General features: G+C 63.1%; 21 protein-coding genes. 12 read left to right on the top strand and 9 right to left on the bottom strand.

Annotation, left to right across the window (positions count from 1 at the left end):
- Window positions 1-4: 4 nt before the first annotated feature.
- From hutG to OPV09_RS26510, 5 genes are read left to right on the top strand one after another with little or no spacing between them, the layout of a single operon-like run.
- A complete protein-coding gene (hutG, locus tag OPV09_RS26530) occupies window positions 5-793 on the top strand; it encodes an N-formylglutamate deformylase (protein WP_319990618.1) in 789 nt (262 codons plus the stop codon).
- Window positions 778-2,154, top strand: coding sequence for a formimidoylglutamate deiminase (locus tag OPV09_RS26525; RefSeq protein ID WP_338679839.1), 1,377 nt, complete (start codon window positions 778-780; stop codon window positions 2,152-2,154). Before hutG ends, OPV09_RS26525 begins: the two co-directional genes overlap by 16 nt.
- A complete protein-coding gene (locus OPV09_RS26520) occupies window positions 2,154-2,729 on the top strand; it encodes a HutD/Ves family protein (RefSeq protein ID WP_034746284.1) in 576 nt (191 codons plus the stop codon). Before OPV09_RS26525 ends, OPV09_RS26520 begins: the two co-directional genes overlap by 1 nt.
- A 28-nt stretch (window positions 2,730-2,757) precedes the next feature.
- The gene (gene hutI / locus OPV09_RS26515) at window positions 2,758-3,969 is read left to right on the top strand and encodes an imidazolonepropionase (RefSeq protein ID WP_338682384.1); all 1,212 of its coding nucleotides are present in this window, start codon (window positions 2,758-2,760) and stop codon (window positions 3,967-3,969) included.
- A gap of 21 nt (window positions 3,970-3,990) precedes the next feature.
- Entirely contained in the window at window positions 3,991-5,490 is a 1,500-nt protein-coding gene (locus OPV09_RS26510) for a glycine betaine ABC transporter substrate-binding protein (RefSeq protein WP_425324011.1), read from the top strand.
- Window positions 5,491-5,501: 11 nt separating this feature from the next.
- Here OPV09_RS26510 and OPV09_RS26505 read toward each other — a convergent pair whose 3' ends face one another.
- The 5 genes from OPV09_RS26505 to OPV09_RS26485 all read right to left on the bottom strand — a co-directional run bounded on the left by OPV09_RS26505 (window position 5,502) and on the right by OPV09_RS26485 (window position 9,043).
- Window positions 5,502-5,681: a hypothetical protein gene (locus tag OPV09_RS26505; protein WP_034746290.1), complete on the bottom strand. Its 180-nt coding sequence runs from the start codon at window positions 5,679-5,681 to the stop codon at window positions 5,502-5,504.
- A gap of 580 nt (window positions 5,682-6,261) precedes the next feature.
- A complete protein-coding gene (locus tag OPV09_RS26500; protein ID WP_338679837.1) occupies window positions 6,262-6,768 on the bottom strand; it encodes a GNAT family N-acetyltransferase in 507 nt (168 codons plus the stop codon).
- Window positions 6,765-7,709: a DMT family transporter gene (locus OPV09_RS26495; protein ID WP_331777174.1), complete on the bottom strand. Its 945-nt coding sequence runs from the start codon at window positions 7,707-7,709 to the stop codon at window positions 6,765-6,767. Before OPV09_RS26495 ends, OPV09_RS26500 begins: the two co-directional genes overlap by 4 nt.
- Window positions 7,710-8,027: 318 nt before the next feature.
- On the bottom strand, window positions 8,028-8,477 hold the full coding sequence (locus tag OPV09_RS26490; RefSeq protein WP_034780449.1) for a glycine zipper 2TM domain-containing protein: 450 nt from the start codon (window positions 8,475-8,477) through the stop codon (window positions 8,028-8,030).
- A gap of 137 nt (window positions 8,478-8,614) precedes the next feature.
- Complete coding sequence (locus tag OPV09_RS26485; RefSeq protein ID WP_070301111.1) at window positions 8,615-9,043, bottom strand: DUF962 domain-containing protein; 429 nt, start codon at window positions 9,041-9,043, stop codon at window positions 8,615-8,617.
- A gap of 93 nt (window positions 9,044-9,136) precedes the next feature.
- Here OPV09_RS26485 and OPV09_RS26480 point away from each other — a divergent pair, with 93 nt between their 5' ends.
- Window positions 9,137-9,661: a DNA-deoxyinosine glycosylase gene (locus OPV09_RS26480; protein ID WP_338679833.1), complete on the top strand. Its 525-nt coding sequence runs from the start codon at window positions 9,137-9,139 to the stop codon at window positions 9,659-9,661.
- A 3-nt stretch (window positions 9,662-9,664) separates the two neighbouring features.
- Here OPV09_RS26480 and OPV09_RS26475 read toward each other — a convergent pair whose 3' ends face one another.
- Window positions 9,665-10,873, bottom strand: coding sequence for a hypothetical protein (locus OPV09_RS26475; protein WP_338679832.1), 1,209 nt, complete (start codon window positions 10,871-10,873; stop codon window positions 9,665-9,667).
- Between the two features lie 107 nt (window positions 10,874-10,980).
- Window positions 10,981-11,847 (bottom strand): HDOD domain-containing protein, encoded by an 867-nt coding sequence (locus OPV09_RS26470; protein WP_034746307.1) that lies wholly within the window; start codon window positions 11,845-11,847, stop codon window positions 10,981-10,983.
- Between the two features lie 288 nt (window positions 11,848-12,135).
- Here OPV09_RS26470 and OPV09_RS26465 point away from each other — a divergent pair, with 288 nt between their 5' ends.
- On the top strand, window positions 12,136-12,714 hold the full coding sequence (locus OPV09_RS26465) for a DNA-3-methyladenine glycosylase (protein WP_338679831.1): 579 nt from the start codon (window positions 12,136-12,138) through the stop codon (window positions 12,712-12,714).
- Here the strand turns inward: OPV09_RS26465 and OPV09_RS26460 are convergent.
- Entirely contained in the window at window positions 12,711-14,405 is a 1,695-nt protein-coding gene (locus tag OPV09_RS26460) for a methyl-accepting chemotaxis protein (protein ID WP_338679830.1), read from the bottom strand. The two genes, OPV09_RS26465 and OPV09_RS26460, sit on opposite strands and share 4 nt — an antisense overlap.
- Window positions 14,406-14,473: 68 nt before the next feature.
- Entirely contained in the window at window positions 14,474-14,932 is a 459-nt protein-coding gene (locus OPV09_RS26455; protein WP_338679829.1) for a cache domain-containing protein, read from the bottom strand.
- 282 nt (window positions 14,933-15,214) lie between these two features.
- Here OPV09_RS26455 and OPV09_RS26450 point away from each other — a divergent pair, with 282 nt between their 5' ends.
- The 5 genes from OPV09_RS26450 (at window position 15,215) to OPV09_RS26430 (ending at window position 20,939) form a co-directional block, all read left to right on the top strand.
- The gene (locus OPV09_RS26450) at window positions 15,215-16,579 is read left to right on the top strand and encodes a lysine 2,3-aminomutase (RefSeq protein ID WP_338679828.1); all 1,365 of its coding nucleotides are present in this window, start codon (window positions 15,215-15,217) and stop codon (window positions 16,577-16,579) included.
- A 2-nt stretch (window positions 16,580-16,581) separates the two neighbouring features.
- Entirely contained in the window at window positions 16,582-17,922 is a 1,341-nt protein-coding gene (locus OPV09_RS26445) for an MFS transporter (RefSeq protein ID WP_338679827.1), read from the top strand.
- Complete coding sequence (locus tag OPV09_RS26440; protein ID WP_034746323.1) at window positions 17,867-18,715, top strand: fumarylacetoacetate hydrolase family protein; 849 nt, start codon at window positions 17,867-17,869, stop codon at window positions 18,713-18,715. The genes OPV09_RS26445 and OPV09_RS26440 overlap by 56 nt, the downstream gene beginning before the upstream one ends.
- Window positions 18,715-19,281, top strand: a complete 567-nt coding sequence (locus tag OPV09_RS26435; RefSeq protein WP_338679826.1) for a carboxymuconolactone decarboxylase family protein — start codon at window positions 18,715-18,717, stop codon at window positions 19,279-19,281. Before OPV09_RS26440 ends, OPV09_RS26435 begins: the two co-directional genes overlap by 1 nt.
- A gap of 104 nt (window positions 19,282-19,385) precedes the next feature.
- Complete coding sequence (locus OPV09_RS26430; RefSeq protein WP_254798539.1) at window positions 19,386-20,939, top strand: S1C family serine protease; 1,554 nt, start codon at window positions 19,386-19,388, stop codon at window positions 20,937-20,939.
- Window positions 20,940-20,947: the final 8 nt, after the last annotated feature.

Raw genomic sequence — 20,947 nt, 5'->3', positions numbered from 1 at the left:
AAGCATGGATTTCCGCTTCAACGAAGGCAGCATCCCGCTGCTCGTGTCGATGCCCCACGTGGGCACCGATATACCGGACGATATCGCCGCGCGCATGACGCCCCAGGCCCTGGTCAAGGCCGATACGGACTGGCATTTGCGCGAACTGTATGGCTTTTTGCAGGAGATGGATGCGTCCGTGCTGTCGGCGCGCTGGTCGCGCTACACCATCGACTTGAACCGCCCGCAGGAAGACACGAATCTGTATCCGGGCCAGGATACGACGGGCTTGCTGCCCAACGATACCTTCCACCGCGAGCCGCTGTACCTGGCCGGCAAGGAACCCGATGCGGCCGATGTGCAGCGCCGGCTGCAGCGCTACTGGGCGCCGTATCACGCGCAGTTGCGTGCGGAACTGGACCGGCTGCTGCGCGTGCATGGCGCCGTGGTGCTGTGGGATGCCCATTCCATCGCCTCGCATGTGCCGCGCTTCTTTGACGGCAAGCTGCCGGACCTGAACTTCGGCACGGCCGATGGCGCCAGCTGCGATGGCGGCCTGACGTCGGCCGTGGTCGATATCGCGCGCGCGCAGGATCAATTTACGGTTGCGCTGAATGGCCGCTTCAAGGGCGGCCACATCACGCGCCATTACGGCCAGCCGGACAGCCGCGTGCATGCGATCCAGCTGGAGATGTGCCAGTGCCTGTACATGGACGAGACGGCGCCTTTCGGCTACCGGCCCGACCTGGCGGCACAGGTGCAGCCGCTGCTGCGCCAGATGATGGAAGCGGCCGTGGCATGGGTGGCGCGTTGAGCGGCTGCTTGTTTGCGCGCCACGCGCTGCTGCCGCAAGGCTGGCGCCGCGACGTGCTGCTGGAATGGGATGCGGCCGGCGATCTGACGGCGGTGGCGGACAACACCGCAGCGCCGCCTGGCGCGAAAGTGGCCGAATATGTCTTGCCCGGCATGGTCAACCTGCATTCGCATGCGTTCCAGCGGGCGCTGGGCGGCATGACGGAAGTCGCCGGGGATGGCTTGGACAGCTTCTGGACCTGGCGCGACCTGATGTACCGTTTCGCGCACCACATCACACCGCAGCAGATGGAAACCATCGCCGCACAGCTGTTTGCCGAATGCCTGCGCCACGGCTACACGGCCGTCTGTGAATTTCACTACCTGCAGCGCGATGCGGCCGGCGCGCTGTATGCGCGCCCTGCGGAAACGGCGGAACGGGTGCTGGCCGCGGCGCGCCTCAGCGGCATCGGCGTGACCATGCTGCCCGTGCTGTACAGCCATGCGGGTTTCGGCGCTCAGCCCCTCAAACCCGAGCAGGCGCGCTTTCGCACCGGTGCGGATGACGTGCTGCGCATCGTCGAAGCGCTGGCGCCGCAGCGCGGCGGGCAGGTGGAGGTGGGCTTTGCGCCCCATTCCCTGCGCGCGGCCGGCGTGGCGCAGATCCGCGCAGTGGCGCAAGCGCTGCCTGCGGACCGTCCCATCCACATCCACATCGCCGAGCAGCAGGGCGAGGTGCGCCAGAGTCTCGATGTCACCGGCCTGCGCCCGGTGGAGTATCTGTACGACCAGATCGACGTCGATGCGCGCTGGTGCCTCGTGCACGCCACGCACGTGCAGCCCGATGAAGTCGCGTTGATGGCGGCCAGCGGCGCCGTCGCGGGCCTGTGCCCGACGACGGAAGCGAACCTGGGTGACGGCCTGTTCCCGCTGGCCGAATTCATTGCCGCCGGCGGGCGTTTCGGCGTCGGCAGCGACAGCCACGTGTCGCAGTCGCCGGTGGAGGAATTGCGCTGGCTCGAATATGGCCAGCGCTTGCAGCGCCAGCAGCGCAATGTGGCCGCCACGCCCGATGAACGCCATGTGGGCGACTATCTGTGGCAAACGGCCTTGCAGGGCGGCGCGCAGGCATCCGGGCGCAAGCTCGGTGCGTTGGCGCCGGGCTGCCGTGCCGACTTGCTGGTGCTCGACGACGCGCATGTGAACCTGTGCGGCGTGGCCATCGCCGATGTGCTGGGCAGCGTACTTTTCTGCGGCAACGACAACCTGGTGCGCGACGTGCTGTGCGGCGGCCAGTGGCAGGTGCGCGATGGGCGCCACGTGGCGCAGGACGCCATCGCCACCGCCTACAAGCGCACCCTGGCGCAACTGAGGGCACTCTGATGGCAACCTTCATCCCGCAGGAATACCTGCGCGCCGCGCCGTGGAAAAACGGCGGCGGCAGCACGACGGAAATTGCGATTGCTCCCCCGGGTGCCGGCTTCGACGATTTTGACTGGCGCATCAGCCTGGCGACGATCACGGCCAGCGGGCCATTTTCCAGCTTTCCCGGCATCGACCGCAGTCTGATGCTGGTCGATGGCGACAGTGTGCAGCTGACGCTCGATGGCGCGCGCAAGGTGACCTTGAGCGCGGCGCAACCGATGCTGTGGTTTCCCGGCGAGGCGGCCGTGGTTGCGCAGGTCAAGGGGCCGACGACGGATTTCAATGTGATGACGCGGCGCGACCGCTGCCGCCACCAGCTGGAAAAAATCACGGCGCCGGGCAAGCTGGCGCGGCGCAGCGCGGCGACCCTGCTGTTCGTCGCCGGCGAAGGCCACGTGCTGGCACGCGGTGGCGAGCAGCAGTTCGCGCTGGCCCGCCATGACGCGCTGCTGCTGGACGCCGACGATGCGCCGGACTGGCGGCTCGACGCCTTGCAGCGCACGGCCGTGTTCCGCGTCGACCTGTTCATCTAGGAAGGAAACCGCCGTGCAAGACTGGGATATGGTCATCCACAACGTCCACCTGGCCACGATGGAGCATGGCTATGGCGAGCTGCTCGACGCGGCCATCGCCGTCAAGGATGGCCGCATCGCGTGGTTCGGCCCCGGCGACGAGCTGCCGGCCAGCGGCGCAGTGCTGCACGACGGCCAGGGCTGCTGGCTGACGCCCGGGCTGATCGACTGCCATACGCACATCGTCCACGCGGGCAACCGCAGCGACGAATTCGAGGCGCGCCTGAATGGCGCCAGCTATGAAGACATCAGCCGCGCCGGCGGCGGCATCATGTCCACCGTGCGCGCCACGCGCGCGGCCAGCGATGACGAATTGCTGCGCCAAAGCCTGCCCCGTGTGCTGGCGCTGCTGGCCGAGGGCGTGACGACCCTGGAGATCAAGTCCGGCTACGGTCTTGACGCGGACAGCGAGGCGAAGATGCTGCGCGTGGCGCGCAGGATAGGGGAACAGCTGCCGGTCACTGTGCGCACCACCTTCCTCGGCGCGCACGCGCTGCCGCCCGAATATGCGGGCCGCGCCGACTCTTATATCGAACTGCTGTGCGCGCGGATGCTGCCCCGGCTGGCGGGCGATGGACTGGTCGACGCCGTCGACGCGTTTTGCGAGCGCATCGGCTTTACGCCGGCGCAAACGCAGCGCATGTTTGACGCGGCGCGGGCGCTGGGGCTACCCGTCAAATTGCATGCGGAGCAGTTGTCGGACCTGGGCGGCGCGGCGCTGGTGGCCCGTTACGATGGCCTGTCGGCCGATCACCTGGAATTCCTGTCGGAAGAGGGCGTCGCCGCCATGGCGCAACATGGCACGGTGGCCGTGCTGCTGCCGGGCGCGTATTATTTTTTGCGTGAGACGCAGCCGCCCCCTGTCGCGGCCTTGCGCGCGGCCGGCGTGCCGATGGCCGTATCCACCGATTGCAACCCGGGCACGTCGCCGATGACGTCTCTGCTGCTGGCGATGAACATGGCGTGCACCTTGTGGCGCTTGACGCCGCAGGAAGCACTGGCCGGCTGCACGATCCATGCGGCGCGCGCGCTGGGTTTGCAGGATCGGACGGGCAGCCTGGTGGTGGGCAAGCGCGCCGATTTCGCCCTGTGGCGCATCGCGCGCCCGGCCGACCTGGCGTATGCGCTGGGCCTGAACCCGTGCGCGGGCGTGGTGCATGGCGGTGTCTGGCGCGCGCCGGTGGTAAGCTTGCCGGATTGATCATCCGCCCTGGAGCGCCGCGTGCGTGTTGTTTACTCCTTGTCTTACCTGCTGTTGTTGCTGTTTTTTGCCGCCGCCCCTGCACATGCCCAGGATGGCGGCACCCTGAAGGTGGGTTCGAAGCGCTTTACGGAATCGTACATCCTCGGCGAAATCCTCCAGCAGAGCGCCGCGCCGCACGTCAAGGCGGAGCACCGCCAGGGCCTGGGCAACACGGCCATCGTGCTGGCCGCGCTGCAGGCGGGCAGCATTGACGTGTATGCCGAATACATGGGCACCATCGGCAGCGAAATCCTCAAGCACGACAAGGCCATCGGCCTGGAACAGATGCGGCGCGAGCTGGCGGCGCTGGGCCTGGGCGTGGCCGTGCCGCTGGGCTTTAACAATACCTATGCGCTGGCCGTGCGCAGCGACGAAAAATCGATTGCCAGCCTGGCGCAGCTGGCCCAATACCCGGCCCTGACATTCGGCCTGTCGCATGAATTCATCGGCCGTGTCGATGGCTGGCCGGGCCTGGCCGCCCGCTATGGCTTGCCGCAGCGCCCGCGCGGCCTCGATCACGGCATCGCCTATGAAGCGCTGGCGCAGCGCCAGGTGGACGTGATCGATATTTACTCGACGGATGCGAAGATCCGCCAGTACGGCCTGCGCGTGCTGGCCGACACGCAGCAATACTTTCCCCGCTACGACGCCATGCTGTTGTACCGGCTTGACGTGCCGCAGCGCTTTCCCGCAGCATGGCAGGCGTTGCAAGGGTTGCAGGGACGTATCAGCGAGAGCGACATGATCGCCATGAATGCGGCCGTGGAAATCGATGGCAAGCGTTTTTCCGAGGTGGCGCGGCAGTGGCTGGCTTCCGGCACGCAGGCGAACAAGCCAGCCGCCGCGCGCGGCAAGCTGCTCGATAAAATCATCGGCGACGATCTGTGGACCCTAACGCGCCAGCATCTGACCCTGGTGCTGCTGTCGGTGGCATTGGCGTGCCTGATCGGCATTCCGCTGGGCGTGCTGGCGGCGTTTTCGGCGCCGCTGCGCCAGACGGTGCTGGCCTTCGTCGGCGTGCTGCAGACGGTGCCCTCGCTGGCCCTGCTGGCGATATTGATCCCCGTGCTGGGCATGATCGGCACCGTGCCGGCGCTGGTGGCGCTATTCGTGTACGCGCTGCTGCCCATCGTGCGCAACACGTGCACGGGCATCTTGCAGGTGCCGCAAGGTTTGCGCATGGCGGCGCTGGCGCTGGGCTTGAGCCGGCGCGACCGTCTGCTGCACGTGGACTTGCCGCTGGCCTTGCCCGTGATGCTGGCGGGCGTGAAAACGGCGGCCGTGATGAGCGTGGGCACGGCCACCATCGCCGCCTTCATCGGTGCGGGCGGCTACGGCGAACGCATCACCATCGGCCTGGCGCTCAATGACAATGACATGCTGCTGGCCGGCGCGATCCCCGCAGCCGTGCTGGCCTTGCTGACGCAGGGCTTGTTCGAGCTGGTGGAGCGCTGGGCCGTTGCCGGCCGGCAGCGCTGACGGCATCACGGTTACAGCGAGTGCAGTTTCGAGCGCACCGAGACGACGGCCTGGTGCAGGATGCGTTCGGCCTGGAAGTCGTTTTCGCGCTGTTCGGCGATGGCTTGCAAGTCGCGCGTGTAGCGCTCCAGCCGGGAGCGCAGGTAGGCGCGGTAGATTTTCATGACGAGCGGTTTGGCAGAAACATTCATGATGTGGCTCCCGTATGCGATTCGTTCATTGATTCATTCATTGTGTGTGAGCGCATTGCCGCCATTTTGCGTCGCATCAAACCCCAGCGTGCCGTCACTTTGGCGCGTTTGATCTTCCGCAATGTATCCCAGGCCGAAGATGCCACACTGAATTTTCCCTGCTCGCCTGGTTATCATCAGCCGCAGGCCTGATTCCTTCAAGCATACTCAAGGAGCGTCGCATGGTCATTTTTGCCGTGGTTGCTGGCTGCATCGCCTGCCTGACAGTGTACCAAATCTATAGAAAATCGCAGGGTGGCAGTGGGGTTGCGCAACAACATATCGGCTTGCACGGCACATTGATTGAACCACGGAAATAATCAGTGGCATCCGAGCGACACTGGGTGACACTTGGTTAGCGGATTTAAGTCAAATGTAAGGCCCGGTAAGCAAATGTAAAGGTCTGCGCTATCGCGAGCGGCAGCGTTTATATTGATAACCGTTGATTGCATTCTCCCCCTCCCACTTGACAATGGGTTCTGCCCCGCGGTGCCGCTAGCCCGCGGGGATTTTTTTGGAACTTACGCTTACAGTTCCCTCATCAGACCGATGTTGGCGTGCCTGCCGACAATTGCGTCAAGGCATCGCCAGCGACGCGGCAGATGCGCCAGTCCGGCATCACGTCCGCGCCCATGCCCTTGTAGAAGTTGATCGCGTTTTCATTCCAGTCCAGCACCGACCATTCGAAGCGGCCGCAATCGCGTTCGACAGCCAGTTGCGCCAGCGCCACGAGCATCTGTTTGCCATAACCCTTGCCGCGCACCGATTGCTTCACGTACAGGTCTTCCAGGTACAGGCCCTTGCGGCACAGGAAGGTGGAGAAATTATGGAAAAACAGGGCGAAGGTCACGACTGCACCATTTTCCTCGCCGACCAGCGCTTCGCACGCGGGATGGGCGCCGAACAGGCTGTCGTGCAGCATGGATTCCTTGGCGATCATCATGTGTTCGAGTTTTTCAAACACGGCCAACTCATGGATCATGCCGAAGATGGCGGCCACGTCGGATGCGGCCGCGGGACGGATGGCGAGGGAGGAAGAGGTGCTCATGTTGCCTTTGCTGATGGAGTGGTGGAAAGGGACGCGATGGTACTCGTCTTGCGCGCGCCCGACGTCAGGGCCCAGGCCACGCTGGACAGGCACAGCACCATGCCCACCCATTCGATGGCGGCAGGCCGGTAGTGTTCGAACTGCACCGACAGCAGCACGGAAATGACGGGCGTGACGACGCCGATATACACGGTCTTTTGCGTGCCGATGCGGGCGATTAACGTGAAATACGCGCTGAATGCGATCACCGAACCGAAGATGGCCAGGTACACCAATCCCATCCAGTAACTGGGGCGCGTGGGCAATTGCCAGGACTGGCCCGTGGCGATGGCCCAGGCGGCCACCATCAAGGTGCCCCACAGCATGGTCCAGGCCATGGTCAGCATCACGTTGCCCGAATGTTCGCGCACTTTCATGACGAGGGCGTTGCCTGCCGTGCTCGACACGGTAGCCACCAGCGCCAGGATAAAACCGAGCAGAAAATGGCCATTGCCGCCGCCCAGAATATCTTGCAGCGCCGCACCGATGGACTGGTAAAACAGCAGCACGATGCCGCAGATGGCGACGAATGCCGCGCAGCAGGTGCTCAAGGTGATCGGTGTGCCGAAGGCGATGCGGTTGAGCAACGGCGTCCAGAAGACCATCAGCGCAAACAGCACGCTGACGAGGGCCGACACCAGATACTGTTCGGAACTATACGTGCACACATAGCTGAGGGCAAACGAGGCCAGTCCCTGCAGCAACATCCATTTTTGCGCGCGCCAGGGCAGGCGCAAGCGGTCGCCGCGCACGGCGCACCAGGCAAACAGGGTGGCGGACGCGAGGCCGAAGCGGTAGACCACGGAAACGGCGGGGGCGACATCGCCCAGCTGCAAGGTGATGGCCCAGAAAGTGGAGCCCCAGATCAGGCAGGCAATGATGAACAGGAGAGGAGATGACATCGCGCAAGTATACGGGCATCGCGCGGGGATGGCGAGTGCGGTCGAGTTTGCTCAATGTGCCGTCAGAAGACAGCCAGGATTGAGCCAGCGCAGTGCTTCTGGAAAATGTTGAATTTATGAAAATATTTATTTTATTATCAAGTAAATATTTTCCCGATTGCATCTTTGAAGGGGACCGCCATGCCAGCCTCACTGCAGATCAAAGTATGGAGCGTGCTTGTGTATGTCGTCGTGACGGCGGTGATTGCCATCTGGCTGCACCCTTCAGTCTTGCTCGCTGCCGGCGCATTCGGCTGAGCGCGTGCGCCGGCAAGCGGATCAGTGCGTGACGCGGGTCTTGCGGCCGTCCGACAGCAGGCGTACACGCTCGCCCGGGCGGAACAGCTCGTCGGCGTCTTGCACGATGGCGCGCATGTCGCCATTGTCCAGGCGCACGGTGATTTCCAGACCGGGCTTGTTCGAGGCATTCGCTTCGATGCTCTTGCCAGCCATGCCGCCAGCGACGGCACCGAGGATGCTGGCCGCGATGGCGCCCTTGCCGCCACCGACTGTCGAGCCGGCCACGCCGCCCAGCGCCGCGCCAGCCAGCACGCCTGTGCCCGTTTCGCCCTTGTCGATGGTTACCTGGCGCACGGATTCAACCGTGCCCATGCGAACCGATTGTTCGTTCTGCGCCTGGCGGGCATTGTAGACATTTGCCGAATTCGGTTGTACGGCGCAGCCGGCCAGGGTGGCGAGCAATGCCACTGCAATAATTGGTGCTTTCATGTGGGACTCCCTTGGACAAAAGTTGGTTGCCGATTGCGTCGACCGGCAGATGATGACTTATCATAAGGACACTTGCCTCAGATAACTAGTTGCGAATAGTAAAAATCTGTTACTGCTTTCGCATAACCGCTTGCCGCTCAATACGCCAGCCGCAGGCGCCGGTACAAAAATCCCAGCACAAACAGCGGCCCCACCAGTAAAAAGCGCAAGTCGTCGAGGAACGACGGTTTCTTGCCTTCGATCTGGTGGCCGATGAACTGGCCTATCCAGGCCAGCACGAACAGCGCCAGCGACACGGGCAGGATGGTCAGCGGTGGCATGAGCAACAGCAGACCCAGCATGGCAGCCAGCATCGCCAGCATGCCCACCGCAAACGGGCGCGACAGCTTGTAATAATAGTATAAGGCCAGAATACTGCCGAGCAGCGCCACGCTGGGATGCACGCTCCACAGCAGCCCCAGCAAGCTGAAAACGATCAGCGGCACGCACACGATGTGCACCCGTTCATTGACGTGGTTGCGGTGGCTTTCGCCATACTGGGCCAGCAGGGTGTCGATGGTGCGCATGGGCGGTCTCGTGGGCAGGAAGGTTGTGCGGGGATTCTACACCGTCGCGTGGCCGGGTAAAATGGTCCTTCGTTTTCCCTTCCGGACCGTCCATTGAATAGCCCAGTTATCCTGCCAGAGCAAGCCGCAGATGCGCGCAAGCGCTGCTTCGATCCCGTCGTCGACGCCAACACGCGCTTGCTGATACTGGGCAGCCTGCCCGGCGAAAAATCGCTGGCGCACAGCCAGTACTATGCGCATCCGCAAAACAGGTTCTGGATGCTGCTGGGCGAGGTGCTGGGCGTGGATTTGAAAAGCCAGCCCTATGAGGAACGTCTGGCGACCTTGCTGGCGCACGGCGTGGGCTTGTGGGACGTGGTGGCGCAGGCGCAGCGTGCGGGCAGCCTGGACAGCAATATCCGTGCGCGCGACGATAACGACCTCGTGGCCCTGGCCGCCAGCCTGCCGCAGCTGCGGACGATCGCCTTCAACGGCGGCACGGCGGCAAAGCTGGGTATCAAGGTGCTGGGCGAACACGCGCAGCGCTACCGCATCGTCAGCTTGCCGTCGAGCAGCCCCGCCTACACCTTGGCATATGGCGCCAAGTTGCTGCAGTGGAAAACACTTCAGCCCTTGTAAAGCTTATGCTGGCGCGTACGGCTGCGCTTCCAGCGGCCGTCCCTTGGCATCGAATTTCAGCGCCACGGACAGTTGCGTCACGCCGATGGTGGCAAGTGCGTCGCAGATGTCGTCGACTTCGTCCTGCAAGTCGGCGGCCAGGTCCAGCGGCTTGTCGGCGCTGTGCAATAGTTGGCCGTTCGCCGTGCTGACATTGACGCGCAACAGCATTTCGCCATGTTCATCGGCCGGGCCGACGACCACCGAGACGTCGCCGGCGTCCACCTTGTTTTCCGCCAGTGCATGGTTGATGCCGGACATCATCTGCAGCATCGCGTACTCGCTCATGCCTTGTTCCTTGCCGCCGTGGAACAGATCCTGATAGAGGAAGCTCACTTCCAGGACGCTGCCGGCCGGCGCCAGGCAGCGCTTGACGAGTTCGCCCACTTCCGTCGTCCACTGCTGGTAGCGGGCCATGCGCGCGTCGAACCAGGCGTCGAGCGCCGCTTCGTCCTTCGGTTCCGCATAGAACGGGTCGTCCACGCGTTTCAAGGCAAAGCCCAGCAGGAAGCGCAGTTCGACGGCCGTGTCCTGCGGGCCGAAGGCCGTTTCGCTCCAGCCGACGATGCTGCTTTCCAGGCCCGGCGTGGCGACGATTTTCTTGTCCGTCATCGAGCTATAGGCATCGCGCACCATCTCGTGCAAATGGCTGTAGGTGATGCGGTCGATTTCATCGAGGTCGTAGGCATGGCTCATCAAGACCACCTTGGCCTTGGCGCTTTCCAGTTCTGCCTGTTGGAAACTTTTCACCAGCGCTTCGAAAGCGTCCTGGTCCTGGAAGCTGTCCGCTTCCTTCAAGCCGCCCGTGCTTTGCACCAGCAGGGGCACGACGAAGGCGTTGATTTCCATGGCAGGCGCGTTGTCGCGGCGGATCACGGAAATGGATGCCGCTTCCTCGATGTGGCTGCGCAGGTACTGGTAGGCGCCCACGTCTTCGTATTTCGAACGTTCGATGGCGTCGTACAGGATTTCATCCTTCTTTTGATTCAAGGCCTTGCGGATCAGGCGGCCGAACTCGACGGCTTGCTCGGCCAGCACCGTGCCCTGCGATTCGCTGTCTTCCTGCTCCGCCAGGTTCAGGGCCATCGTGCACAGCATGCGCGTGACGGATTCATCCTTGTCTTCAGGCGTGTTGGCGGATTTACGGGGGACAGGGCGCTTATTTTTGGGCATGGCGATCAACAGGTTAAGAAATACGGGTCAGGCAAACGGAAACGGGCGCCATGGCTCAGGCCAGGCGCCGGGACAGATCATACAGGCGGACGCGGCCGCCTGGCACCTCAATGGTCGGTATCGAACATCTCGTGCAATTCGTCGAGCAGGTCGGCGGCTTCTTCCTGCGACAGGCCGAGATGCTGGCAGGCAAGTTCGCCGCCCTTGTCCCACTCGAGCGAGGTACTGTTGCCATGGTAGCGCTGAATGCCCTTTTCGGCCAGCAGCGACAGGGCGACGAGCGAGCGGATGGCGTCGTCCGTGGACGGGTCGGCCAGCACCGTGTAGTCGTGGTGGTGCAAAATTGCCCAGGAGACGTCGGAGGACAGGCCCCAGTTGCGCGCCAGCAGGCAGCCGATGGCCGCGTGGTTGGTCTGGTGGCGCGCGTCTTCTAGTGCTGTAAAGCAATTGTGCGCATCGTTGGCCGCCGCCGCGTACGTGTTGACGTAGTCGGGGAAGCGGTTCATCAGCAGGGGCACGCCGATGTCGCAGAACAGGCCGAAGGTGTGGGCGATGTCGGGCGGGGCGATGCGCAGCTTGCGCGAAGTAAATACCAGGGCGCGCGCGCGCTTGGCCGACACATCCCAGAAGTTGGTCAGTTCCACGCCTTCCGCTTCCAGCGCCTGGCGTGCCAGCAAGCCCGTCATCATGGCGCTGCACTGGTTGATCCCAAGAAAGTTGATGCCTTGCTCGACGGACTTGGCCTTGCGCGCGGCGCCATAGAATGGCGAGTTGGCCAATTTCAGCAGGGCGCCGGACATGCCGACGTCATCGGCGATGATGCGCGCGATGCGGCGCGGCGACGGGTCTTGTTCCGCCAGTTCGCGCTGCAAGTCGACCAGCAGGCTGGGACGCGGCGGGATACGGATGGAACGCATCAGGGCGTCAACCGGATCTTCCTGCACTACCTGCTTTTGCGCTGCCGCTCTCATCATCACGCTTTCATCATCATTTTGTGCCCGGTGCTTATTCTGTGCGCGCTGCCGCTGCCCGCTGCATGAGCGTCTGGCGCAGTGCCCGACGATTATCGCTGTTTATGCACGGCAATAGTTCATCTCTGCAATATTTTGTCGCAAAAATCCCCGTTTTGGCCTGCTCCAGCTGCGATTTTCGTCATTTTACGACGCTGCCCATCGCGATATTTGTGATGGAAAGGTCAAGTTTTATTTGTTTTCAAGACGAAGCGAGGCGTGTGGCGCGATGCGCGGCGGTACAATTGCCCGATGAAAAAAATCCTCGCGGGTATCGATTTTGCGGACGATTCCAGCAGCGTGGCGCGCCAGCTGATCGGCGTGACCGTGCTGGTCGACGGCGTGGGCGGGCGCATCGTGGAAACGGAAGCGTATGACCGGCTGGACCCGGCCTCGCACACGTATGGCGGCATGACGCCGCGCAATGCGGCCATGTTCGGCCCGCCCGCGCACGCCTATGTCTACCGCTCGTACGGCATCCACTGGTGCCTGAACTTTGTGTGCCGCGAAGCGGGCCATGGCGCGGGCGTGCTGATCCGCGCCATCGAGCCGCTCGTGGGACTCGACGTCATGCGCGAGCGGCGCGGCGTCGAGGATGCGCGGCTGCTGTGCTCGGGGCCGGGCAAGGTGTGCCAGGCGCTCGGTGTCACGCATATGCATAACCGGCTGGCGCTCGATGCGCCGCCATTCACCCTGCTGGCGCGCGAGGAAGAGGTGACGGTACACGCTGGCCCGCGCATCGGCATTTCCAAGGCGATGGAGACGCCGTGGCGTTTCGTGCTGGCCGGTTCGCCTCACTTGAGCAAACCGATGCGCGCGCCGGCCAGCTAGCTGCGCCGGCGCTGTGGCGTCGTGTTTGCGCCGTGCAAGCCGGGCATGCCGCGTAGCGGGCTATGCAGTGCGCGCCGCTCCTGCTGCGTACTGGCTGGATGCCGGAACGCTTCCTCGTCCGGCGAGGCGGGCTGCGCGGGCGCCAGCGGGTCGAGGGTGAACACAGCCACGGCCGCCGACAATTTGACGGCCTGGTCCTGCAAACTGGCCGCCGCTGCCGCCGCCTGTTCCACGAGGGCCGCATTTTGCTGGGTGACGTCATCCATTTGCGTGACAGCCTGATTCACTTCCGTGATGCCCGACGCCTGCTCCGCACTGGCCTCTTTCACGCGCTGGATGATTTCATTGACTTGCTGCACCGAGGCCACGATGGCGCCCATGTTGTCGCCCGCTTGCTGCACGGCCACGCTGCCGCCGTCGATGGTGGTGACCGAGGTGGCGATCAGGGTCTTGATTTCTTTGGCCGCCTGGGCCGAGCGCTGCGCCAGGGTGCGCACTTCGGACGCCACGACGGCAAAGCCGCGGCCCTGTTCGCCCGCGCGCGCCGCTTCCACGGCCGCGTTCAGCGCGAGGATATTGGTCTGGAAGGAGATGCCGTCGATCACGCCGATAATATCCACGATCTGACGCGAATTGGCGCGTATTGTCGCCATCGTCGTCACCGCTTGCTGCATCGACGCACCTCCTTGCACGGCCAGGGTCGATGCTTGCCCCGCCAGCTCGCAGGCCAGCTGGGCGTTGTCGGCATTGTCATTGACGGCTTGCGTCAGCGCTTCCATGGCGCTCGACGTTTCTTCCAGCGAACTGGCCTGCATTTCCGTGCGCGCCGATAAGTCCAGATTGCCGGTGGCAATTTCGCGCGAGGCTGTGTCGATCGATTGCACGGCGTTCATGATGGTGCGCAAGGTCTGGTTCAGGTGGGCGATGGTCTGGTCCAGCACGCGCGACGTGGCGGCGATTTCGTCATTGCCCTGCTTGGGCGCGCCGGCCGTCAGCTTGCCCGCAGCCAGGTCTTGCACGGCGTCGGAAATGCCGCGGATTTCCAGCAGCATGGCGCGCCGCACCAGCATGGTCACGACGATGGAAACGAGGATCGACAGCAGCACCGTCAGCAGCAAGCTCCAGCCCAGGCTGCGGAACTCGGCGCTGGCCGTCGCATGGGCTTCGCTGCTGAGGCTTGTTTCCAGGGCCGACAGTTGCGCCAGCTGCGTATTGAACTGGACGAATTGGGTTTCCGCCTTGAGCATGGAATTGGTGGCGATCGACTGGTCCATCTGCGCCATTTCCATGGTTTCCAGCACAGCCTTGCGATAGCCGGCCAGCGCCGTGATGGCCGCATCGACCAAGGTGCGCTCGGCACCCGTGGCTGTGGTGCGCAGCGTGGCCAGCTGGGTGCCGATGGCTGCATGGCGCGCCTTGATCTGTTGCTCCAGCGTATCGAGGCGGGCCTTGGCGAAGCTGCCATTCGTCCACGACAGCAACTGGTACATATTGCCGTGTACTTGCCTGGCCTCTCCTAGTACGTCGGCGGCCGCCTTCAAATGCGTGATGCGTACCCGCACCATGTTTTCCAGCGAGGCATTTTGCCGCACCATGCCATACCAGGCGCCGCTCGAGCTGAGTATCAGCAGCAGCAAGACCAGGGTGGGCGCCAGCAATAATTTTGGTCCGATGCGTAATTGATTGAGCATGCTTGACTCCTGGCGATGGCTGTTCAAACCGCAGGCGGCGCACGGCGTGCGTGCGCGCCGCCCCCGTCTTATTTTTTGTAGATGCCCGCTTCCAGTACCACATCGTTGACGCGCAGAATGTAGGTGGTCTTCGGCTCGATCTTGCCGCTGACGGGATTCTTGTACTGGTAATCGACCCAGCCCTTGCCCTGTTTTTGTGCCAGTTCAATGATTTCACGGCGATATTTCTTGCCGTTCGCATCGGGCACATCCGTCAAATCCTTGCCCACGATGGAAGGATTGATGGGGTGGGCCAGCACGATGCCCGTCTTGATGTCGCGCATGTCCACATACAGCGAGCCCTGCACGAAGTCCGGGTCTTTCGCCGTGATTTTCTTCATCATTTCTTCCTTGCTATGCGCCTTCATGAAGGCGGCGCCCCGTTCGGCCATGGCGATCGCATCTTTTTCCGTTGGTTCGACCGCGGCACTGACGCTGCCGCCGGCAAATGCCAGGCACAGCAGGCTGCCCGTGAATAAGCGTTTCATGAAAGCTCCTTGTGATATCGAGGGAAGTGTTGCCAAGACGTAATTTACGTCGCCGAAGTTCGTCTCAGCTTGCGTTGGAACAAACTAAGGTGTTGCTTGTAGGCAGCATGCAACGTATCGACGGCTTGTTGATATGCAGCAATTTGATTCCTAATGGCAAGAATTATGATGACTTTCACAGCATGTCGGGGTGGCCTGGCATGCGGGAGAAAAAGGCTGGAATTGGCCGATATACGGCCGATTTCATGAAAGTTATCGCTATTTACAGGCAAGGAGCCGATCGTGTCCGCACTCATTACCGAGCCGTTTTCACCCAAGTTCAAGCCGTATACGCGGCAAACCATTCAACAGGCGCGGCAGTGGGAATGGCTGCCGGAAGAGCAGCGCGAAGCCGTGCAAGTGGTGTCGCACGTCTTGCCGTTTCGCACCAATGAATATGTGCTTGATCAACTGATCGACTGGAACAACATCCCTGACGACCCCATCTACCGTCTCGTCTTTCCCCACCGCGACATGCTGCCACCCGGGCAGTACGCGCACCTGCGCGACCTGGTGCTGGCGCGGCGCGACAAGGCGGCCATTGATGCCTATGTGCATGGTTTGCGCCTGGGCATGAATCCTCATCCTGCTGGGCAGATGACGCATAACGTGCCCCGGGTCAACGACGCGCCCGTGCGCGGCCTGCAGCATAAATATGCGCAAACGGTGCTGTTCTTCCCCAGCGCAGGCCAGACCTGCCACGCGTATTGCACTTTCTGCTTCCGCTGGCCCCAGTTCGTCGGCATGGACGACATGAAGTTCGATGCGCGCGAGTCGCATGAGCTGGTTGCTTACCTGAAACTGCATCCGGAAGTGACGGACGTGCTGATCACGGGCGGCGACCCGATGATCATGAACACGCGGCAACTGGCCGCCTACCTGGAGCCGCTGCTGGCGCCGGGCCTGGAACACATCCAGAACATTCGCATCGGCACCAAGGCGGTGGCGTATTGGCCGCAGCGCTTCGTGTCCGACCGCGATGCGGATGATCTGATGCGCCTGTTCGAGCGCATCGTCAAGGCGGGCAAGAACCTGGCCGTGATGGGCCATTACAGCCATGCCGTCGAGTTGCGCCAGAACATTGCCCAGCAAGCCGTAAAACGCATCGTCTCCACGGGCGCCACCTTGCGCATGCAGGGGCCGCTGATCCGTCACATCAATGAAGACCCGGCAAGCTGGGCCGAGCTGTGGCAGACGGGCACGCGCCTGGGGGCGATTCCCTATTACATGTTTGTCGAACGGGACACGGGTCCGCGCGGCTATTTCGAGTTGCCCTTGGCAAAGGCGCACGAGATTTTCCAGGCCGCCTACCAGATGGTGTCGGGCCTGTCGCGCACGGTGCGCGGACCGTCCATGAGTGCCTTCCCCGGCAAGGTCGTCATCGACGGCATCGTCACCATCAATGGCGAAAAACTGTTTGCCCTGCAATTTTTGCAGGCACGTAACCCGGACTGGGTGCGCCGGCCGTTTTATGCCAAGTTCGACGCGGAAGCGACGTGGCTGGACCATTTGAAACCCGCATTTGGCCACGACAAGTTTTTCTTTGAAATGGATGAGCCCGTGCCGCAGTTGCCGCATAAAATCATCCGCCTGGCACAGGCCGCCTGAGCATGCACGCGGCCGTTGCGCCTGCCCGCTCCGGCGTGGCCGTGTTTTGCCTGGTATTCCTGCCGTTCGCGCTCGGGCATTACCTGTCGTGTCTGCTGCGCGGCGTCAATGCCGTGCTGACGGCCGAGTTGTTGGGCGCCATCGCCCTGACACCAGCCCAGCTGGGCCTGCTTACCAGCGCCTTTTTTCTGGCTTTTGCGCTGGTGCAATTGCCGATCGGCATGGCGCTCGACCGCTACGGTCCCCGCACGGTGCAACTGTGGCTGCTGGCGCTGGCGGCCCTGGGCGTGTGGCTGTTCAGCCGGGGTCACAGCTTTGCCGAGCTGATGTGGGCGCGTGCCTTGATGGGCGCGGGCTTGGGCGGCTGTTTCATGGCCGCCGTGAAAGCGGTCTCGTGCGCCATCGCCCCATCGCGCCTGCCGTCCGTGCACGGCTATCTGATCGCCGTGGGCGGCCTCGGTGCGGCCACGGCCACCATGCCCGTCAAGCTGGCCCTGCACTACACGGATTGGCGCGGCGTGTTCCTGGGCCTGGCGCTGGCGGCGCTGGCCATAGCCTTGCTGATCCGCCTGCTGTCGCCGGCCCTGCCTGCGCCTGCCGCGGCCAAGAGCAAGGTCAGTATCTGGAGCGTGTACCGCGATCCCGGCTTTCGCCGCACCATCGCGCTGATCCTGCTGCCGCACACGGTGTTCTTTGGCATGCAAGGCTTGTGGATAGGCCGCTGGCTGGCCGACGTGGGCGGCTTGTCTGACGACAACGTCGCGTATTTGTTGTACCTGGGCATGGCGGCCGTCATCTTCGGCGCCATCGGCATGGGCATGCTCACGGAATGGGCCGGGCGGCGCGCGATTGAACCGATGCAAGTGGCGGCCGCCGGCATCGTCCTGTTTGTCGCCGTGCAAGTGGCGATGGCCTGCAATGTGGTGCCCAGCCTGCCTTTGCTGTCCGTGCTGTTTACCTTGCTGGGCACGGTGACGGGCCTTGAGTATGCGATCGTCGCGCAAAGCATGCCGGCCAGCCTGACGGGCAGGGCGGCCACGTGCCTCAATTTGCTCATTTTCACGGGCGCCTTCCTGGTGCAGGCGGGCTTTGGCCTGATCCTCGGCTGCTGGCCCCTGAACAGCCAGCAGCAGTATCCGCCGCAGGCCTACCAGGCGGCGTTTGGTGTGCTGGCGGCCTTGCAACTGCCGGGACTTGCGATGTTTTTCATTGGCCGCTACAGGCGTGCCGGGCCATCCGGTAAAATGGCAGCCTGCACAGCGGCAATGATCAACTCCAAGGAAGACTATGAAACTCGTTCGTTATGGACGTCCAGGCAAGGAAAAACCGGGCCTGATCGATGAAGAAGGCAAACTGCGCGACCTGTCCGGCGTGATTGCCGATATTGACGGCGCACAACTGTCCGACAAGGCCCTGCGCAAGCTGGCCAAGCTCGACGAAAAGACCTTGCCTTTGGTGCGCGGCAATCCACGCTTCGGCGTGCCGCTGGCGAAAGTCGGCAAGTTCATCGGCATCGGCCTCAATTATGCGGATCACGCAGCCGAATCCGGCATGGCTATTCCCGCCGAACCGATCGTGTTCATGAAGGCCATTACTTGCCTGAATGGCCCGGACGACAATGTCGTGCTGCCAAAAGGCTCGAAAAAGACGGACTGGGAAGTGGAATTGGGCGTGATCATCGGCACGCGCGCGCAATACGTGAGCGAAGAGGACGCCTTGAAATACGTGGCCGGCTATTGCGTCGTCAACGACATTTCCGAGCGTTCGTTCCAGCTGGAGCGGGGCGGCCAGTGGGATAAAGGCAAGGGCTGCGACACCTTCGGCCCTGTCGGCCCGTGGCTGGTGACGCGCGATGAAGTCATCGACGAGCAGGACCTGGACCTGTACCTGGAAGTCAACGGCAAGCGCATGCAGACCGGCAATACGCAAACCATGATTTTCACGGTGGCGCAGATCGTCAGCTATTTGTCGCAATTCATGACCCTGGAACCGGGCGACGTCATCGCCACGGGCACGCCGCCGGGCGTGGGCCAGGGCCGCAAGCCGCAGCGCTTCCTCAAAAAAGGCGACAGCATGCGCCTGGGTATCGCCGGCCTCGGTGAACAGCAGCAGGACGTGGTCGCCTGGACCGCCTGATGGCCGGTAGTGATATCGACCGTTTGCCCGCGTTGCCGCTGGACCAGCTGGACCAGCAGCAGCGCACGGCCGCGCAAGCCATCATCGACGGCCCGCGCGGGGCGCTGTACGGCCCCTTCGTGCCGCTGATCCGCAGCCCCGAGCTGATGGAAACGGCGCAGCGCATGGGTGAATACCTGCGCTACCGCAGCGCGATCGGCACGCGCCTGTCGGAACTGGCGATCCTGGTGACGGCGCGCCAGTGGGACCAGCAAGTCGAGTGGGCTATCCACGCGCCGCTGGCCGTGCAGAACGGCATCGCGCAAGCGGCCGTGGACGCCATTGCTGAACGGCGCGTACCGCTTGCCCTGAAAGACGATGAGCAAGCCGTGCACGACTTTTGCATCGAGTTGCAGCAGAACAAGCGGATCAGCGACGCCACGTATGCGCGGGCGCTGGCCCTGTTCGGCGAGCACGGCGTGGTCGACTTGATGGGCATCAATGGCTACTACACCTTCCTGGCCATGGTGATGAATGGGGCACAGACGGCCGTGCCGGCATTGGGCGTGCCGCCCATGCCCGCCTGATGAGATGAGTTTAGAGGAGTTCTTCGGCAAAGATGGACAAAGTGTAATGAAGTTGCAATTATTCAATATATAATTTTACTTCCCTTCCATTGCCAACAAGCTCAATGAAAACTCGTCCGTGCTTCACCCTGATGGGCCGCGCCTTCCTGGCGCTGGCCCTTTCTTTTTGCCCCTTGATGACGGTGCGTGCGCTTGCCGCCGAGACGGCCGCCAGCGCCAGCGCTTCCGCCCTGGAAAACTCCGTCGTCAAGGTGTTTTCCACCCTGCGCGGGCCTGATCCGTACAAGCCGTGGAGCAAGGCCGCGCCGCAAGAGGTGACGGGCTCCGGCGTCGTCATCGAAGGCCGCCGCATCCTCACCAATGCGCACGTGGTCGGCTATGCCAGCCAGGTGCAGATCCAGGCCAACGGTGCCGGCGACAAGATCCCGGCGACCGTGCTGGCCATCTCGCGCGGCATGGACCTGGCCTTGCTGAAAATCGACGACGACAGTTTTTTCGCCAGCCACAAAGCCGTGCCGCGCGCCAATGTCTTGCCAGACGTGCGCGATGCCGTGCTCGCGTACGGTTATCCGACGGGCGGCACGTCGCTGTCGATCACCAAGGGCATCGTCTCGCGCATCGAATTCGTGCGCTACAACTTCCCCGTCTCCGGCCTGCGCATCCAGATCGATGCGGCCATCAATCCGGGCAATAGCGGCGGCCCCGTGATCGCTGGCGACAAGATGATCGGCCTGGCCTTTGCCGGCATGCTCAATGCGCAAAACATTGGCTACATCATCCCCAACGAGGAAATCGAGCTGTTCCTGCGCGACCAGGAAAGTGGCGCGCCCAAGGGCAAGCCGGCCATGCGCGACGTGACGCAAACGCTGGAAAACCCCGCGTTGCGCACCTATCTGAAGCTGGCCAAGGGTGTCGAGGGCGCTGTCGTGATGACGCCGGCCAGCAAGGATGCGGCCTACCCGCTCAAGGAGTGGGATGTCATCACGCATATTGGCGATTTTCCCATCGACAACCAGGGCATGGTCAAGCTGAATGCCAACAGCCGCGTGCGCTTCCAGTACCGGGTGCAGCAGCTGGCGAAAGACGGCGAACTGCCGCTGACGGTGGTGCGCCAGGGAGCACCCCTGAAAATCAAGGTACCCGTCTCGGCCGCGCATCCGATGCTGATCGCCGGTCTGCAGGGCAATTACCCGTCTTATTTCATCTTTGGCCCGATGGTGTTTTCGCGCGCCACCACGGAATTCATGGCGGCGCCGAATGGCAACCCGGCGATCCTGGGCGGCATGGCGTTTGCCGGCAATCCGCTGGCCACGCGGCGCGGCGATGCGCCCGATAGCGAGCGCGAAGAGCTGGTGGTGATCGCCGCGCCATTCTTCCCGCACAAGCTGATGAATGGCTACAGTACCCGTTTCTTCTCGGTCGTCGATTCCGTCAATGGCGTGCGCGTGCGCAGCCTGGCGCACCTGGTGGCCTTGCTGCGCGACCAGACCGATGACTTGCTGACGTTCCGCTTCCAGCAGCGCGATGCGGAAATGGTCGTCGTGCCCCGCAAGGACATGCTGGCAGCGACGGAATCGATACTGACGGACAACGGCATCCGCTCGGAAGCGTCGCCCGACATGTTGAAAATATGGAATGAAAAAACGCCGGCGAACTGATCGTTCCC

Origin of the sequence: Janthinobacterium sp. TB1-E2, assembly GCF_036885605.1 — a bacterium.
Taxonomy (GTDB): Bacteria; Pseudomonadota; Gammaproteobacteria; order Burkholderiales; family Burkholderiaceae_D; genus Janthinobacterium; species Janthinobacterium aestuarii.
This window is presented reverse-complemented; position numbering and strand designations above follow the sequence as displayed.

Bases quoted from the DNA above. Each gene is read 5' to 3' on its own strand.
- hutI (WP_338682384.1), top strand. From the start codon at position 2,758: ATGGTCATCCACAACGTCCACCTGGCCACGATGGAGCATGGCTATGGC.
- OPV09_RS26445 (WP_338679827.1), top strand. From the start codon at position 16,582: ATGCACGCGGCCGTTGCGCCTGCCCGCTCCGGCGTGGCCGTGTTTTGC.
- OPV09_RS26490 (WP_034780449.1), bottom strand. From the start codon at position 8,477: ATGAAAGCACCAATTATTGCAGTGGCATTGCTCGCCACCCTGGCCGGC.
- OPV09_RS26495 (WP_331777174.1), bottom strand. From the start codon at position 7,709: ATGTCATCTCCTCTCCTGTTCATCATTGCCTGCCTGATCTGGGGCTCC.
- OPV09_RS26525 (WP_338679839.1), top strand. From the start codon at position 778: ATGGGTGGCGCGTTGAGCGGCTGCTTGTTTGCGCGCCACGCGCTGCTG.
- OPV09_RS26485 (WP_070301111.1), bottom strand. From the start codon at position 9,043: ATGCGCACCATCGACACCCTGCTGGCCCAGTATGGCGAAAGCCACCGC.
- OPV09_RS26430 (WP_254798539.1), top strand. From the start codon at position 19,386: ATGAAAACTCGTCCGTGCTTCACCCTGATGGGCCGCGCCTTCCTGGCG.
- OPV09_RS26440 (WP_034746323.1), top strand. From the start codon at position 17,867: ATGAAACTCGTTCGTTATGGACGTCCAGGCAAGGAAAAACCGGGCCTG.
- OPV09_RS26460 (WP_338679830.1), bottom strand. From the start codon at position 14,405: ATGCTCAATCAATTACGCATCGGACCAAAATTATTGCTGGCGCCCACC.
- OPV09_RS26465 (WP_338679831.1), top strand. From the start codon at position 12,136: ATGAAAAAAATCCTCGCGGGTATCGATTTTGCGGACGATTCCAGCAGC.
- OPV09_RS26470 (WP_034746307.1), bottom strand. From the start codon at position 11,847: ATGATGAGAGCGGCAGCGCAAAAGCAGGTAGTGCAGGAAGATCCGGTT.
- hutG (WP_319990618.1), top strand. From the start codon at position 5: ATGGATTTCCGCTTCAACGAAGGCAGCATCCCGCTGCTCGTGTCGATG.
- OPV09_RS26435 (WP_338679826.1), top strand. From the start codon at position 18,715: ATGGCCGGTAGTGATATCGACCGTTTGCCCGCGTTGCCGCTGGACCAG.
- OPV09_RS26500 (WP_338679837.1), bottom strand. From the start codon at position 6,768: ATGAGCACCTCTTCCTCCCTCGCCATCCGTCCCGCGGCCGCATCCGAC.
- OPV09_RS26520 (WP_034746284.1), top strand. From the start codon at position 2,154: ATGGCAACCTTCATCCCGCAGGAATACCTGCGCGCCGCGCCGTGGAAA.
- OPV09_RS26475 (WP_338679832.1), bottom strand. From the start codon at position 10,873: ATGCCCAAAAATAAGCGCCCTGTCCCCCGTAAATCCGCCAACACGCCT.
- OPV09_RS26455 (WP_338679829.1), bottom strand. From the start codon at position 14,932: ATGAAACGCTTATTCACGGGCAGCCTGCTGTGCCTGGCATTTGCCGGC.
- OPV09_RS26505 (WP_034746290.1), bottom strand. From the start codon at position 5,681: ATGAATGTTTCTGCCAAACCGCTCGTCATGAAAATCTACCGCGCCTAC.